This window comes from Pseudomonas sp. RIT411, assembly GCF_003057735.2.
GTDB lineage: Bacteria > Pseudomonadota > Gammaproteobacteria > Pseudomonadales > Pseudomonadaceae > Chryseomonas > Chryseomonas oryzihabitans.
This window is the reverse complement of record NZ_QBIZ02000006.1, coordinates 1-13,754: the sequence shown is the minus strand read 5'-3', so window position 1 is coordinate 13,754 and position 13,754 is coordinate 1. Positions and strand designations below refer to the sequence as shown.

General features: G+C 67.3%; 11 protein-coding genes. 4 read left to right on the top strand and 7 right to left on the bottom strand.

Translation table 11 applies throughout. The annotated features are described in order from the left end of the window. Positions 1-49 precede the first annotated feature (49 nt). The gene (locus tag DBY63_RS10460; protein WP_108581885.1) at positions 50-916 is read left to right on the top strand and encodes a LysR family transcriptional regulator; all 867 of its coding nucleotides are present in this window, start codon (positions 50-52) and stop codon (positions 914-916) included. A gap of 44 nt (positions 917-960) precedes the next feature. Here DBY63_RS10460 and DBY63_RS10455 read toward each other — a convergent pair whose 3' ends face one another. Genes DBY63_RS10455 through DBY63_RS10445 form a run of 3 tightly spaced genes read right to left on the bottom strand, consistent with a single transcriptional unit; the run spans position 961 to position 3,871 of the window. Further along, the gene (locus DBY63_RS10455; RefSeq protein ID WP_108581884.1) at positions 961-2,469 is read right to left on the bottom strand and encodes a tripartite tricarboxylate transporter permease; all 1,509 of its coding nucleotides are present in this window, start codon (positions 2,467-2,469) and stop codon (positions 961-963) included. After that, the gene (locus DBY63_RS10450; RefSeq protein ID WP_027596833.1) at positions 2,469-2,930 is read right to left on the bottom strand and encodes a tripartite tricarboxylate transporter TctB family protein; all 462 of its coding nucleotides are present in this window, start codon (positions 2,928-2,930) and stop codon (positions 2,469-2,471) included. Before DBY63_RS10450 ends, DBY63_RS10455 begins: the two co-directional genes overlap by 1 nt. Further along, on the bottom strand, positions 2,918-3,871 hold the full coding sequence (locus DBY63_RS10445) for a tripartite tricarboxylate transporter substrate binding protein (RefSeq protein ID WP_108581883.1): 954 nt from the start codon (positions 3,869-3,871) through the stop codon (positions 2,918-2,920). Before DBY63_RS10445 ends, DBY63_RS10450 begins: the two co-directional genes overlap by 13 nt. 764 nt (positions 3,872-4,635) lie before the next feature. On the opposite strand from DBY63_RS10445, the gene DBY63_RS10440 reads away from it, so the two are divergent. Beyond that, entirely contained in the window at positions 4,636-5,370 is a 735-nt protein-coding gene (locus DBY63_RS10440; protein WP_037007228.1) for a helix-turn-helix domain-containing protein, read from the top strand. Positions 5,371-5,592: 222 nt separating this feature from the next. Here DBY63_RS10440 and DBY63_RS10435 read toward each other — a convergent pair whose 3' ends face one another. The 4 genes from DBY63_RS10435 to DBY63_RS10420 all read right to left on the bottom strand — a co-directional run bounded on the left by DBY63_RS10435 (position 5,593) and on the right by DBY63_RS10420 (position 11,305). Next, positions 5,593-7,461, bottom strand: a complete 1,869-nt coding sequence (locus DBY63_RS10435) for a feruloyl-CoA synthase (RefSeq protein ID WP_108581882.1) — start codon at positions 7,459-7,461, stop codon at positions 5,593-5,595. A gap of 75 nt (positions 7,462-7,536) precedes the next feature. Next, positions 7,537-8,985 (bottom strand): aldehyde dehydrogenase, encoded by a 1,449-nt coding sequence (locus DBY63_RS10430; protein WP_108581881.1) that lies wholly within the window; start codon positions 8,983-8,985, stop codon positions 7,537-7,539. A 39-nt stretch (positions 8,986-9,024) separates the two neighbouring features. Beyond that, a complete protein-coding gene (locus DBY63_RS10425; protein ID WP_108581880.1) occupies positions 9,025-9,855 on the bottom strand; it encodes a p-hydroxycinnamoyl CoA hydratase/lyase in 831 nt (276 codons plus the stop codon). 106 nt (positions 9,856-9,961) lie between these two features. Beyond that, positions 9,962-11,305 carry an MFS transporter gene (locus DBY63_RS10420; protein ID WP_108581879.1) on the bottom strand — a complete coding sequence of 448 codons (1,344 nt, stop codon included), beginning with the start codon at positions 11,303-11,305 and terminating at the stop codon, positions 9,962-9,964. 378 nt (positions 11,306-11,683) lie between these two features. Here DBY63_RS10420 and DBY63_RS10415 point away from each other — a divergent pair, with 378 nt between their 5' ends. Both DBY63_RS10415 and DBY63_RS10410 read left to right on the top strand, forming a co-directional pair. Beyond that, positions 11,684-12,742: an aromatic ring-hydroxylating dioxygenase subunit alpha gene (locus DBY63_RS10415; RefSeq protein WP_108581878.1), complete on the top strand. Its 1,059-nt coding sequence runs from the start codon at positions 11,684-11,686 to the stop codon at positions 12,740-12,742. Positions 12,743-12,752: 10 nt separating this feature from the next. Continuing rightward, positions 12,753-13,706: a PDR/VanB family oxidoreductase gene (locus DBY63_RS10410; protein ID WP_044341419.1), complete on the top strand. Its 954-nt coding sequence runs from the start codon at positions 12,753-12,755 to the stop codon at positions 13,704-13,706. Positions 13,707-13,754: the final 48 nt, after the last annotated feature.

Sequence of the window (13,754 nt, the reverse complement as noted above, 5' to 3'; positions counted from 1 at the left end):
ACCCGCCAAGAAAAGTTATTCTTCGTCGATCCAAAGACGAGAAAAACTCATGAAGATCGAAGCCTTCCTGACCTTGCAGGCGGCAGTGGAGCGCGGCTCCTTCGCCGCCGCCGCGGAGGCGGTGAACCTGACCCCCAGCGCTGTCAGCCTGCAGATCAAGCAGCTTGAGGCCTACTTCGGCCAGTCACTGTTTGATCGCTCGGGTCGGGCGGTGCAAGCCACGGGGTTCGCCCGACAATTGATCGACACCATGGCCCGGCCGTTGGCCGATCTCGAGAAGTTGCGCAATCAGCGCGCCCAGCCGCTGACCGGTCGCGTCCGTCTCGGGGTGACGGGTTCGGTCCTGACCACCCTGCTCCCCAAGGCGGTCGCCGAACTGCAGCAACGCGCTCCCGGCATCACCCTGCAACTGGAGCGGCACAATACGCCCGAATTGATCGCCGCCCTGAAAGCGGATCGCCTGGATGCCGCCATCCTGATCAGACCACCAGGCGGCGGCTCGGCGCGGCTGCATTGGCATGACCTGCTCCGCGAGCCGCTGGTACTGGTGGTGCCAGCGCAGCTCGCGCACCTGGAGCCCGAGGCGTATCTACGGCGCTACCCCTGGATCAGGCTGGATCGCAAGCTGGTGGTCGGTCGCCTGGCGGCGCGCTTCGTCGATGGCCTGGTGCCCCAGTGCGAGGCCCTGCTCGATGTCCCCAGCGCCGACGCCATCGTCGCCATGGTCGGCCTGGGTCTGGGCGTCTCGGTGCTGCCGCGACTGCGCCCGGAACACCTGGGGCCCTATGAGATAAGGGAGGTCTCCCTCGGCACCGCCGCGCCCACTCGCCAACTCGCCATGGCGCGTCGCAAGCAGGACTCCGAAAGCGCCTTGCTCGACACCATCGCCCAGGCCTTCGACGTCGCCTGCCGCTAGCACGCCGAGGGGGCGGCGAGCTCAGCCCGTCGCCCCCTCCCCGCTCAGGCCTCCTCCTCCTGGAAGGCCTCCTCCCGCTTCCGGCGAAACGCCGGCAACACCATCATCACCAGCAGGATGGCCGAGGCGGCGAACAGGGTGGCGCTGATCGGCCGCTGGACGAGCACGGACGGATCCCCCTGGGAAATCAGCAGGGCGCGTCTCAGGTTGGTCTCCAGCAAGGGGCCGAGGACGAAACCCAGCAGCAGCGGACCCGGCTCGCACTTGGCCTTGCGGAACAGATAGCCCAGCAGCCCGAAGATGATCACCAGGGCGACATCGAAGCCGCGGTTGTTGACGCTGTAGACCCCGACGCAGCAGAACAGCAGGATGGCCGGGAACAGCAGCCGATACGGCACCTGCAGCAGCCGCACCCAGACGCCGATGAGCGGCAGGTTGATGACCAGCAGCATCAGGTTGCCGATCCACATGCTGGCGATCAGGCCCCAGAACAGCGCGGGCTGGTTGGTGATCACCGAAGGCCCGGGAGTGATGCCGTGGATCATCATGGCGCCGAGCATCATGGCCATGATCGAGTTGGACGGGATGCCCAGGGTCAGCAGCGGGATGAAGGACGACTGGGCGCCGGCGTTGTTGGCCGACTCCGGCGCGGCGACGCCCTCCACTATCCCGGTGCCGAATTGCTCCGGCGTCTTGGAAACCTTCTTTTCCAGCGAATAGGCACTGAAGGCGCTCAGGGTCGCACCGCCGCCCGGCAGGACGCCGAGGAAGGTCCCCAACGCCGTGCCCCTCAGGGTAGCCGGCCAGGCCCTGCGGAAGTCCTCGCGGGTGGGCCACAGCCGGGTGATCTTGCCGGCCAGGGTGCCGCGGGCTTCGCGGGATTCAAGGTTGACGGCGATCTCGGCAATGCCGAACAGGCCCACCGCGATCACCACGAAGTCGATGCCGTCGTAGAGGTCGGTGGAACCGAAGGTCAGGCGCGTGGTGCCGCTGCTGACATCCATGCCCACCATGCCGAGCAGCAGTCCCAGGCAGACCATGCCGACCGCCTTGATCACCGATCCGCTGGCCAGGATGGTCGCCGCCAGCAGACCGAAGACGGTGAGCGCCACGTATTCCGCCGGCCCGAAGGACAGGGCGAAGCGCGACAGCACCGGTCCGGCCACCGCCAGGGCCACGGTGGCGACGGTCCCGGCGAAGAAGGACGCCAGGGCGGCGGTGGCAAGCGCTGCTCCCGCCCGTCCGCGCTTGGCCATGGCATGGCCGTCCAGCGCCGTGACCACCGCCGAGGCCTCGCCCGGCAGATTGACCAGGATCGCCGTGGTCGAGCCGCCGTATTGCGCACCGTAGAAGATGCCGGCGAGCATGATCAGGGCGGCCAGCGGTGGCAGGAAGTAGGTGATCGGCAGCAGGATCGCCACGGTGGCCGTGGGCCCGATGCCTGGCAGCACGCCGATCAGGGTTCCGAGCAGGGCGCCGATCAGGCAGAACGCCAGGTTGGTCGGGCTCATGGCTTCGGAGAAGCCCAGGTAGAGCGCGTCGAAGATCTCCATCAGAAAGGCCCCACACGCATTTGGACATCCAGTCCATAGATGAAGACCAGCACGCCGAACAGGGTCAGCACAACACTGGAGATCAGCACCTCGCGCAGCCGCCACTCGCGGTCGGCCATGCTGCCGAAGATCACCAGCCCGGCCGCCGCGACGATGAAGCCGGCATACTCGGCCGCCAGGGCGAAGCCGCCGACGGAAGCCAACAGGATCAACAAAGGCCTGAGCTGTACGGCGCCGATGGATTCCGCGTGCTGCCACAGACCCAGCAGACCGATGACGACGCCGAGGATGATCACCAGCGAGCCGACCAATACCGGTAGATAGCCCGGCCCCATCATGGCCGCGCTGCCGAACGGCAGATCCTTCGACGACCAGAGCACCAGCGCCCCCAGGCCGATGAAGATGGCACTGGCGAGCAAGTCGGGGCGGCTACCGCGCGCCGCGCGTGTCACTGCACCCATGGCGAGACGCTCCACAGCTTCTGGTAACCCGCGAGCTGCGCCGGCATCTGGGCTGCCCAGTCCTCACCGGACAGATAGGCCAGCGGCAGCGAGAGGTCCCCGGCCTGCTTGACGAAGGCCGGATCCTCGATGACCTCTTTCACGGCCTGCGCCATCCGCTGCTCGATGGCCTCGGGCACCCCGGACGGGGCGGCGATGCCCCGTTCGGAGGTCATGACCAGGTCGACGCCCTGCTCCCTGGCAGTGGGTAGATTGGGCTGCTGCGGCATGCGCTCGGCAGAGAATTGGGCCAGCACGCGGAAGTCGTCGTCCGCGTTCATCTCGCTGATGTTCTGCCCGGCCGCGCTGATATGGCCGCCCATCAGGGCGGTGCGGGATTCGGAAGCGCCACTGAAAGGCACGTGGGTGAGCTTGAGGTCGGTCAGCTGCTGCAGCTCCACCATCATCAGGTGGTCATCCGTCCCGACGCCGGAGGTGCCGACCGAGAACTTGCCGGGCGCTGCCTTGGCGGCCGCGGTGAAGTCGGCCAGGGTCTGGTAGGAGGAATCCTTGGGCACCGCCAGCACCGTGGGATCGTCGACGATGCGCGCCACCGGGCGAATCTTCGCCGGGTCGTAGCCGACCTTGCGCTGCACGCGGGTACTCAGGAAGCCGGGGGTATTGATGAAGGCGAAGGTGTAGCCATCGGGTTTCGCCTTGCTCAGCATGGTGTAGGCGATCTCGCCCGCCGCGCCGGGGCGGTTGACGATGACGATCTTCGCGCCCAGGCGCTTCTCCAGATAGGGCTGCATCGCGCGCGCCATGACATCGGTGCTGCCACCGGGGGCATAGGCGACCAGGAATTCGATCGGCCGGTCTTCCGGCCAGGCGGCCTGCGCACTGAAGGAGCTGAGGGACAGCGCCAGGAAAGAGGCAAGCACAGCACTCGCGGTCTTGGTCATGGATAGCTCTCTATTGTTTTTGTTGGAATGGACGTGGCCAGGCGTCACGCGCGGCAGCGGCGTCCAGGGCGACGCTGCCGGCGTTGGCTGATCACGGGATAGCGTTTCCGGCCGCAAGGAAGATCTCTCGGCCGGCGCCCGTAGAAGCAAGATAATGGAATGCCATTTCGTAAACGAGACAGGGCATTGGCTACGCCGACGAAAATTCGTAACCAAAAAAGTCCTATCAAGCCTTTTACGGCTTAACGTTCAGCGTGAGCCAGGCTCCTGAAGCCTCCAAAAAGTATGATTTGAAATGACATTTCTTTTTCAAAGGATCGCTCATGACTTCCCACAGCTTCACTCGCTAGCCCGGAACGCCCTTCCCACTTCAAAAAGGAATACAGGACCCATGATGAGGGCCGCCGGCCTGGTCATTCGTTGCCTGGAAACGAGGGTGGAATACCTCTTCGGCATTCCCGGGGGGAGAGAGCCTGGACTGCCCGGTGGACTACTTCGAGAACGACCGGCTCCTGCGCCAGGAGATCAAGGAACGCAGCGCGGCGATCTGAGCGGCGGCGCAAGCAAAGCAATGCCCTGACGGCATGATCGGGGCATTGGTGGACGCTCACCTCGGGGCGGGTGGGCCATTGCCATTGAAATGTCTAGCTATCAATAAAGGTGGATAGCAGCGCCTGGACAGCTGACCGGTGTGAGTGACTCACTAGGCGCACACCTGGCGCTCGCGGATAATGGGGCGATAGCTGCCCTTTAGGAACACTCGCTTGAACACCAACCGTCCTCGCCCAGGCGTTTCCGGCGTTGCCTCTGCTGATCGCGTCTTGACCGTTCTCACCGCCTTTCGCATCGGCGATGCCGCCCTGAGTCTCGCCGAACTGGCCAATCGCACCGGTCTGATCAAGAGCACCATCATGCGCCTGGTGGTGTCGCTGGAAAAATACGGCCTGGTGACCCGGCTCGCCGATGGCAACTACATCCTGGCCAGCGAGGTCGTGCGCCTCAATGCCGTCTACCAGGACTCCCACGATGTCGGCCGCCACATCATGCCGCGGCTGCATCAGCTCACCGAAGAGAGTGGCGAAACCGCCTCCTTCTATGTACGACACGGCGCCTACCGACTCTGTCAGTACCGGGTGAATTCCCCGCATCGCCTGCGTCTGCACCTCCAACCCGGCGACATGCGTCCCATGGACCAGGCGGCCGGTGCCCAGGCCCTGCAGACGCCCTACGCGGTGGCCAAGGCGGGGATCATCCCCTTCTACTCCTGCGGCGCCACCGATCCGCACGCCTCTTCCGTCGCCCTGCCCATCTATGACGCCCAGGAAGAGCTGCTGGGTGCTCTGGTGATTTCGGGACCGGCCAATCGCCTCAGCCTGGAACGCGCCCAGACCCTGTACGAGGTCCTGCGCGAAGCCGCGGATGAACTCACCCGCAGCCTGGGCGGCAAGCCCCTGTACGGCACGGATCAGGCGAAGCGCAAGCCACGCAAGGACGAGTGATCGGGCTTAAGGGCCGGCGGCCCCTGGCGCCAGTCTCCGCCGCCCTCGCGTAACGCCCCTCTCCCTCTGGGAGAGGGCTAGGGTGAGGGATGTCGTCAGCCACTCACCCCCTTGTGGGGCTTCGCTACGCTCAACCGCACCCTACGAACGTCGCGCAGTGGCACTGAACGCCCCCTCTCCCTCTGGGAGAGGGCTGGGATGAGGGCGACCCCAGCCGCCGAATTACGCCCTGATCAACAGCGGCGCCGTTCCCCGGTAGCAGGCGTCCAGCCGCTCGGCGCGATGAGTCAGGACGCTGCGCTGGTTGAGCGAGCCCTTGTCGGTGATCTCGCCGCGGTCGGCGGATGGTGGCTCTTCCTGCAGGGCGATCCATTCCAGGCGGCTGGCGTTGCCCGAGGCCTCGCGATTGAGGCGCCCCAGCCAGGCGGCGAACCAGTCCTGCACCGGGGCGCTGGCCAGCACCGTGGCGGCATCGACCCCATCGTCCAGCCCGGCCAGTTGTCGGCAGTCCGCCAGGCGCGGAAAGACCAGCAGCCCCAGGCACTCGCGATCCGGCGCCGCCACCACCACGTCCTGCACCAGCGGCGTCCCCTCCAGCACCGCGCGATTGCGCAGGGGACCGACGCTGACGAACACCCCGGACGACAGCTTGAAGTCCTCGGCGATGCGGCCGTCGAACATCAGGCCCAGTTGCGGATTGGCCGGATCGACCAGCTTGAGCGCATCGCCCGAGCAGTAGAAGCCTTCCTCGTCGAAGCAGGCGGTGGTCTGGGCGGCATCGCGCCAGTAGCCGGGCATGATGTGCGGACCGCGGAAGCGCCCTTCCAGCTTGCCGTCCACCGGCACCAGTTTGAGCTCGCACCCCGGCGCCGGCACCCCGACATAGCCGGCCACCGACAGCGGGCCGGTGGTGAAGGTGCAACTGGGCGAGGCCTCGGTCATGCCCAGGCCAGCCATCATGCGGATGCGTTCGCCGCAGTGGGCCTCGGCGATGCGATCCAGGCGATCCCAGACGCTTTGCGACAGCCCCGCCGCGGCAAAGAAGAACAGTCGCATGCGGGCGAAGAAGCGCTCGCGCAACCTGGCGTCGCGCTCCAGGGCATTGGCCAGTTCTTCCCAGCCGCGCGGCACCGTGAGGTAGGCGGTGGGCGACACCTCCTGCAGGTTGCGCAAGGTCTCGCCAAAGCCCTGGGGCGTCGGCTTGCCCTCGTCCAGGTAGAAGGTGCCACCGTTGTAGAGCACGATCCCCAGGTTGTGGCTGCCGCCGAAGGTGTGGTTCCAGGGCAGCCAGTCCACCAGCACCGGCGGCTCTTCGCCGAACACCGGAAAGGTCTGCAACAGCATCTGCTGGTTGGCGCAGAGCATGCGCTGGGTGGTGGTCACCGCCTTGGGCAGCTTGGTGGAACCTGAGGTGAAGAGAAACTTGGCGATGCTGTCCGGCCCGGTGGCGGCGAAGGCGCGCTCGGCGGCGGCCAGTTCGCCGCGGGCGAGCAGCGCCGTGAAGGCCAGGGTGCTGCGACCCTGCACCTGGCCGCGGGTCGCGATCACCGGTACGTCGGCGGGCAGTACGGTATCCAGCGCCTTCTGGAAGGCCGGGCCGTCGCTGACGAACACCAGCCCCGGCTGCAGCAGACCGCAGACATGGCGCAGCTTGGCGTGGTCCTGTGACAGCAGCGCATAGCCGGGTGACACCGGGCAGAAGGGAATGCCGGCATAGAGCGCCGCCATGGCCAGTTGCAGGTGCTCGGGGTCGTTGCCGGAGAGAATCGCCAGCGGACGCTCGGCGCAGAGGCCGAACTCCAGCAGCGCGGCGGCCAGTTGGCGCACTCGCTGCAGCATCTCGCCATAGGAAAATTCGCGCCAGGCGCCGCCGGCGTCCCGCGCGGCGAAGAAGGTGCGGTCCGGTGCCACCGCGGCCCAGTGCAGCAGGCGATCCAGCAGCCGCGGCGGTGGTGGGGTCAGGGCTTCCTGGGAGGCCATGTAGAGCAGCCCCCCGCGCTCTTCCACCGTGACCCCGGGGTGGCCCAGGGTCACCGGGCGATAGCGCAGCGGCTGATCGGCGGGCGCGCGGGTTTGCGTGACGTGACTCACCTTGAATTCTCCTCTGGGCTGGCGCCCGGAGGCGCCTCTTATCGTTGTTGCAACAGGAGCTAGGGACTGCGGACGCTAGATCGGGTAGTGACGTGGCCCCGTCTGCAGCGTCACCCAGCGCAACTGGGTGAAGTGGTCGATGGAGGCGCGCGAACCGAAGCTGCCGTAGCCGCTGGACTTGACGCCGCCGAAGGGCATCTGCGCCTCGTCGTGCACCGTGGGGCCATTGATATGGCAGATGCCGCTCTCCACCCGCTGGGCCAGCGCCAGGGCGCGGGCGGTGTCGCGGCTGAAGATGGCGGACGAGAGACCGAATTCGGAGTCGTTGGCCAGGCGCAGCAGGGCTTCGTCGCCCTCGGCACGGATCACCACCGCGACCGGTCCGAAGGATTCCTCGGCATAGAGCTGCATCTCGGCGGTGACGCCATCCAGCAGGGTCGGCTGGAGGATGCTGCTGTCGAGCTGGCCACCACAGACCAGCCGGGCGCCCTTGCCCACGGCGTCGTCGATCATGGCCTTGATGCGGGTGCCGGCGCTGGCGTCGATCAACGAGCCCAGCACCGAGTCGGCTGCACTGGGATCACCCGCCTTGAGAGTGCGCACCTTGGCCGCCAGGCGCTCGACAAAGGCGTCGGCGATGCGGCTGTCGACCAGCAGGCGCTCGGTGGACATACAGATCTGCCCCTGGTTGAAGTAGGCGCCAAAGGCTGCCGCGGCGACCGCGGCATCCAGGTCGGCGTCTTCCAGCACCAGCAGCGGCGCCTTGCCGCCCAGTTCCAGCACGGCGGGCTTCAGATGGCGCGCCGACAGCTCGCCAACGATGCGACCGACCCGGGTGGAGCCGGTGAAGTTGACCCGCCGCACCGCCGGGTTGGCGATCAGCCGTTCGACGATGGCCGGGGCATCCTCCGGGGCGTTGGTGACCACATTGACCACGCCGTCGCCCAGCCCGGCGTCCTGCAGCACCTGGCCGATCAGCCGGTGCACGCCCGGACTCTGTTCGGAGGCCTTGAGCACCACGGTGTTGCCGCAGGCCAGCGGCATGGCCAGGGCGCGGGTCCCCAGGATCACCGGCGCGTTCCAGGGCGCGATACCCAGCACCACGCCACAGGGCTGGCGCAAGGCCATGGCGAAGCTGCCGGGAACGTCGGAAGGGATGACTTCGCCCTGGATCTGGGTGGTCATGGCCGCCGCCTCGCGCAGCATGTTGGCGGCCAGGTGGACATTGAAGCCGTACCAGTTGGCCATGGCCCCGGTCTCCCCGGCCAGGGCGACGAATTCGCCACTGCGCGCCGCCAGGCCATCGGCTGCCGCCAGCAAACGGCGGCGGCGCTCGCCCGGCGGCAACGCGGCCCAGGCGGGAAAGGCGGCCTGGGCCGCGGCCACCGCGGCGTCGGCATCGTCCAGTGTGGCGGCGGCCACCGTGGAGACCACCGCACCCGTCACCGGATGGCAACGCTGATAGCTGCGACCGTCGCCGGCCGGGCGGCTGGCGCCGCCGATGAGCAGGGATACCTCGACCATGACGCTACCTCTTGTTGTTGTATGTGGGGCGGTGGCGATCTAGCGCTTGTAGGTCTGCAGACCGGGCTTGATGCTCTTGTCGTCGAGGAATTGCTTCATCCCCTGCTCCCGCCCGCCTTCCGGATCCTGCAGGCGCGACTGGTCGAGCTTGGCATAGAGGTAGTCCTCGTTCTGCTCCCAGGTCAGTTCGCGGCAGCGCTTGAAGCCGACCTTGGCGGCACGCAGCACCACCGGATTCTTGTCCAGCAGCTCGCGGGCCAGGGCGGTGGTCACCTCGCGCAACTGGTCGCGCGGCACGCTCTGGTTGACCAGGCCCATGGCCGCGGCCTCGGGACCACTGAAGGTCTTGCCGGTCATCACATAGTAGAGGGCGGTGCGATGGCCCACGGTATCGGCCAGGGCCTTGCTCACCAGGTTGCCCGGCGGGATGCCCCAGTTGATCTCGGACAGGCCGAAGGTGGCCTCGTCGGCGGTGATGGCCAGGTCGCAGGCCACCAGCGGACTGAAGCCGCCACCAAAGCACCAACCGTTGACCATGGCGATGGTCGGCTTGGCGTACATGCGCAACAGCTTCCACTGCCACTGGGAGGCTTCGCGGCGAATCTTTTCTTGGAGGATCTCCGGGCCGGCATCGGTCTCGCGGAAGTATTCCTTGAGGTCCATGCCCGCGGTCCAGGCCTCGCCGGCACCGGTCAGCACCAGCACGCCGGCAGTGGCGTCCTGCTCCAGGGTCTCCAGCACCTCGACCATTTCGCGGTTGAGGGTGGGGCTCATGGCATTGCGTTTTTCCGGACGATTGAGCGTCACCCAGGCGATACCGTCCTCGATGTCCACTTTGACCGTCTGCCAGCGTCCGTCGTAACTGCCCATGGCGTGTGCCTCTTGTTGTTGGGTGGGTATGGCACTGAAGCTACGCCAGGGATTTAGTTAAGTCAATTAACTATTTTTGGCAAAACGATGACCCTGCCAAAAGCGGCTAGCCCAGCGCCTTGCCCGCGGACACGCTCAAACTTGCTGAAGTCGGCCGTCCTTCGGGGCGGGTCAGCAGGAGCAGCAGCCCCGCCGCGACGAAGACACCAGCAAAGACCAGGTACAGCCGCAGCGGCGGCCACCCGTTATCGAGGAGCAGTCCTGCCACCACCGGCGAGAGAATGGCGCCCAGGCGACCAATCCCGATGCCCCAGCCCACCCCGGTGGCGCGCACCTCGGCGGCATAGGCCAGTGCCGGCAGCGCATAGAGTCCGGCGACGCAGCCATTGGCAAAGAGCCCGATCAGCAGCCCCATGGCCAGGGCGCCCAGGTAGGAACTGTCCATATGGGCGAAGGCCACCAGCAGCAGCGCGGTGGTCAGCATGAAGCCGCCCAGCGCCCGGGACAGCGGCAGGCGAGCGAACAGCAGACCCACCAGGGCGGCGCCAAAGATGCCGCCCACGCTCAGCAGCACGCCACCGGCCACCCCCTGCTGCTCGGAAAGCCCCAGGGTGGTCAGCAGCTTCGGCGTCCAGCTCATGATGAAGTAGAAGCCGAACATGGCCAGAAAGAACAGCGTCCACACCAGCAGGGTGGTCCGCCGCAAGGCCGGAGCCAGCAGCCGGCCAACGGTGCCGGCGGCGCCGGGGCTTGCCACCTGCGGTGGCAGCGCGGCGAGCTCAGGCTGCCCGAGTCGCCGGGCCAGGCGATTGACCTGCACCAGGGCGCCGACCGGCCGCCGCGTGAGCAGAAAATCCAGCGATTCCGGCAGGCCAAGGAGCACCAGTGGCAGGGCACCCAGGGTGATGAGGCCACCCGCGCCGAAGACCGCGCGCCAGCCCCAGTGCGACAGCAGCCAGACCGCCAGCAAGCCACCCAGGGTCGCTCCCAGCGCATAGCCCATACCCTGCAGGCTGACCGCCAGGCCCCGCCAGCGGCGCGCCGAATATTCGCTGGCGATCACGTTGCTGCTGGCCAGCACTCCACCCACGCCCAAGCCGGTGAGGGCGCGTAGCAGTGCCAGTTGCAGCGGCGACCCCGCCAGCGCCGAGAGCAACATGCCGATCCCCGAGAGCAGCAGGCAGACCAGGATCAGCCGGCGGCGCCCCCAGCGATCGGCCAGCGGCGCCAGCAGCAGCGAACCGGCCGCCATGCCGACCAGGCCGGCGCTGAGCAGCAGCCCTACCTGAGCACCGGAGAGTCCCCACTCGCGGGAAACCGAGGCCGCGGTAAAGGCCATCACCAGCACATCGAAGCCATCGATCATGTTGAGCAGGATGCACACCAGCACGGCCAGGTACTGGAAGCCGCGCATGGGCCCCCGGTCGACGATCTCGCGCAGATCGGTCATAGCCCACCTCGCGCAACGAACAGGTGACGGCGACCGCGCGGGACGCGCCCGGGATTGGACGGAAAGACAGCGAGGCGTACTGACATGGCGAGCATCCTTGGGTTCTTGTTGTTGGAATCTCAGCCCGCTAACGCTGGCAAATATGGATCCAATCTACAAGATGCCGTTGCCCATTCGAATCCAGGCGCCAACCTCTGTCCTGCCCGGAAAGCGCTGGCCGATCAAGGCTATTCCGTCCTGTAAGAGCCCGTATCTTTGACCAATTAGCGGGCGATTATCGAGCAGCAATCGCCCTCGACGACCTGGCAGCCGCATTGACACCCCTAAAGACCTCAATCGATCATTGGATCCAATAGACAACAACAAGAGGTCCCGTTCATGTACCCGAAGAACGCCTGGTACGTCGCCTGCACCCCCGACGAAGTGCAGGACAAACCCCTGGGCCGCCAGATCTGTGGCGAACCCCTGGTCTTCTATCGCGATGCCAAGGGCCAGGTGGTGGCCCTGGAAGATTTCTGTCCGCACCGCGGCGCGCCGCTGTCCCTGGGCTTCGTCCGCGACGGCACCCTGGTCTGCGGCTATCACGGCCTGGAGATGGGCTGCGGCGGCAAGACCCTGGGCATGCCGGGGCAGCGGGTCGGCGTCTTTCCCGCGGTGCGTCCCTATGCCGCCGTCGAGCGGCACGGCTTCGTCTGGGTCTGGCCGGGCGACCAGGCCAAGGCCGATCCCGCGCTGATCCCCCACCTGGAATGGGCCGAGAGCCCAGACTGGGCCTATGGTGGCGGCCTCTATCACATCCAGTGCGACTACCGCCTGATGATCGACAATCTCATGGATCTCACCCACGAGACCTATGTCCACGCCTCCAGCATCGGCCAGAAGGAGATCGACGAGGCGCCGCCGGCCACTCGCGTCGAAGGCGACGAGGTCATCACCAGCCGGCACATGGAAAACATCGCCGCCCCGCCCTTCTGGCGCATGGCCCTGCGCGGCAACGGCCTGGCCGATGACGTCCCGGTGGATCGCTGGCAGATCTGCCGCTTCACCCCGCCCAGCCACGTCATGATCGAGGTAGGCGTGGCCCATGCCGGCCATGGCGGCTACGACGCCCCGGCGGCGGTCAAGGCCGCCAGCGTGGTGGTGGACTTCATCACCCCCGAGACCGAGACCTCCATCTGGTACTTCTGGGGCATGGCGCGCAACTTCAAGCCGGACGATGCCGAGCTCACCGCCAGCATCCGCGAGGGCCAGGGCAAGATCTTCGGCGAAGACCTGGAGATGCTCGAACGCCAGCAGCAGAACCTCCTGCGCTATCCCGAGCGCGGCCTGCTCAAGCTCAACATCGACGCCGGCGGCGTGCAGTCGCGGCAGATCATCGACCGCCTGCTGGCCGCCGAACAGGCCGCCACCGGCATCCCGGTCCGGCAGATCGCCTAGGAGACCTCCCATGCTCGACCTGATCGTCACCGCCGTGCAGCGCGAGGCGCCCACCATCCTGGCCTTCGACCTGGCCCGCGCCGACGGCGGCCCCCTACCCGGCTTCGCCGCCGGCGCCCATCTGGAGATCGCCCTGGGCGACGGCCTGCTGCGCCACTATTCGCTATGCGCCACGCCCGAACCCGCCCCGACCCGCTATCGCATCGCCGTGCTGCTCGTCCCCGACTCCCGCGGCGGCTCCCAGGCCATGCACCGCCTCCAGGTAGGCGATCGCCTGCAGGTCAGCGAGCCGCGCAATCTGTTCGCCCTGGTGCCGAGCGCACGCCGCACCCAGCTGCTGGCCGGAGGCATCGGCATCACCCCCCTCCTGGCCATGGCCGAACAGCTCTATCGGCAGGGCGCGCGTTTCACCCTGCGCTACCTTGTGCGCGACCGCGAACACGCGGCCTTCATCCCCTGGCTCAAGGCGCGGCCCTATGCCGAGCAGGTCAGGGTGCATTTCGACCAGCACGATCCGGCGCTGCGACCCAACTTCCAGCACCTGCTCGGCCCGGCGGCGCCGGACGACCATCTCTATGTCTGCGGCCCGGCCGGTTTCATGGCCGCGGTGGTGGACGCCGCCCAGGCCCAGGGCTGGCAACCCGGGCAGATCCATCGCGAATTCTTCGCCGCCGACCCCGCCGCCCAGGGCGAGCAGCGCCCCTTCGAGGTGGAGCTGGCGCGCAGCGGGCGCCGCGTGCAGGTACCGGCCGAGCGCAGCGTGGTCGAGGTCCTGGCCGATATGGGGGTCGTCCTGCCGGTGTCCTGTGGTCAGGGCCTCTGCGGCACCTGCCTGACCCCGGTGCTGGCCGGCGAACCCGAGCACCGCGACCTCTTTCTCTCCGCGGCCGAGCACGCCGCCAACGACCGCTTCACCCCCTGCTGCTCCCGCGCCAAGGGCGAGCGGCTGGTGCTGGATCTCTGACGACCCGAGCCCTCCTAGCCTCCCCCTCTCCCCCTGGGAGAGGGCCGG

Excerpts from the sequence above, each read along its gene's own strand:
- DBY63_RS10420 (WP_108581879.1), bottom strand. The coding sequence starts at position 11,305 with ATGACCGATCTGCGCGAGATCGTCGACCGGGGGCCCATGCGCGGCTTC.
- DBY63_RS10460 (WP_108581885.1), top strand. The coding sequence starts at position 50 with ATGAAGATCGAAGCCTTCCTGACCTTGCAGGCGGCAGTGGAGCGCGGC.
- DBY63_RS10410 (WP_044341419.1), top strand. The coding sequence starts at position 12,753 with ATGCTCGACCTGATCGTCACCGCCGTGCAGCGCGAGGCGCCCACCATC.
- DBY63_RS10450 (WP_027596833.1), bottom strand. The coding sequence starts at position 2,930 with ATGGGTGCAGTGACACGCGCGGCGCGCGGTAGCCGCCCCGACTTGCTC.
- DBY63_RS10430 (WP_108581881.1), bottom strand. The coding sequence starts at position 8,985 with ATGGTCGAGGTATCCCTGCTCATCGGCGGCGCCAGCCGCCCGGCCGGC.
- DBY63_RS10415 (WP_108581878.1), top strand. The coding sequence starts at position 11,684 with ATGTACCCGAAGAACGCCTGGTACGTCGCCTGCACCCCCGACGAAGTG.
- DBY63_RS10425 (WP_108581880.1), bottom strand. The coding sequence starts at position 9,855 with ATGGGCAGTTACGACGGACGCTGGCAGACGGTCAAAGTGGACATCGAG.
- DBY63_RS10455 (WP_108581884.1), bottom strand. The coding sequence starts at position 2,469 with ATGGAGATCTTCGACGCGCTCTACCTGGGCTTCTCCGAAGCCATGAGC.
- DBY63_RS10445 (WP_108581883.1), bottom strand. The coding sequence starts at position 3,871 with ATGACCAAGACCGCGAGTGCTGTGCTTGCCTCTTTCCTGGCGCTGTCC.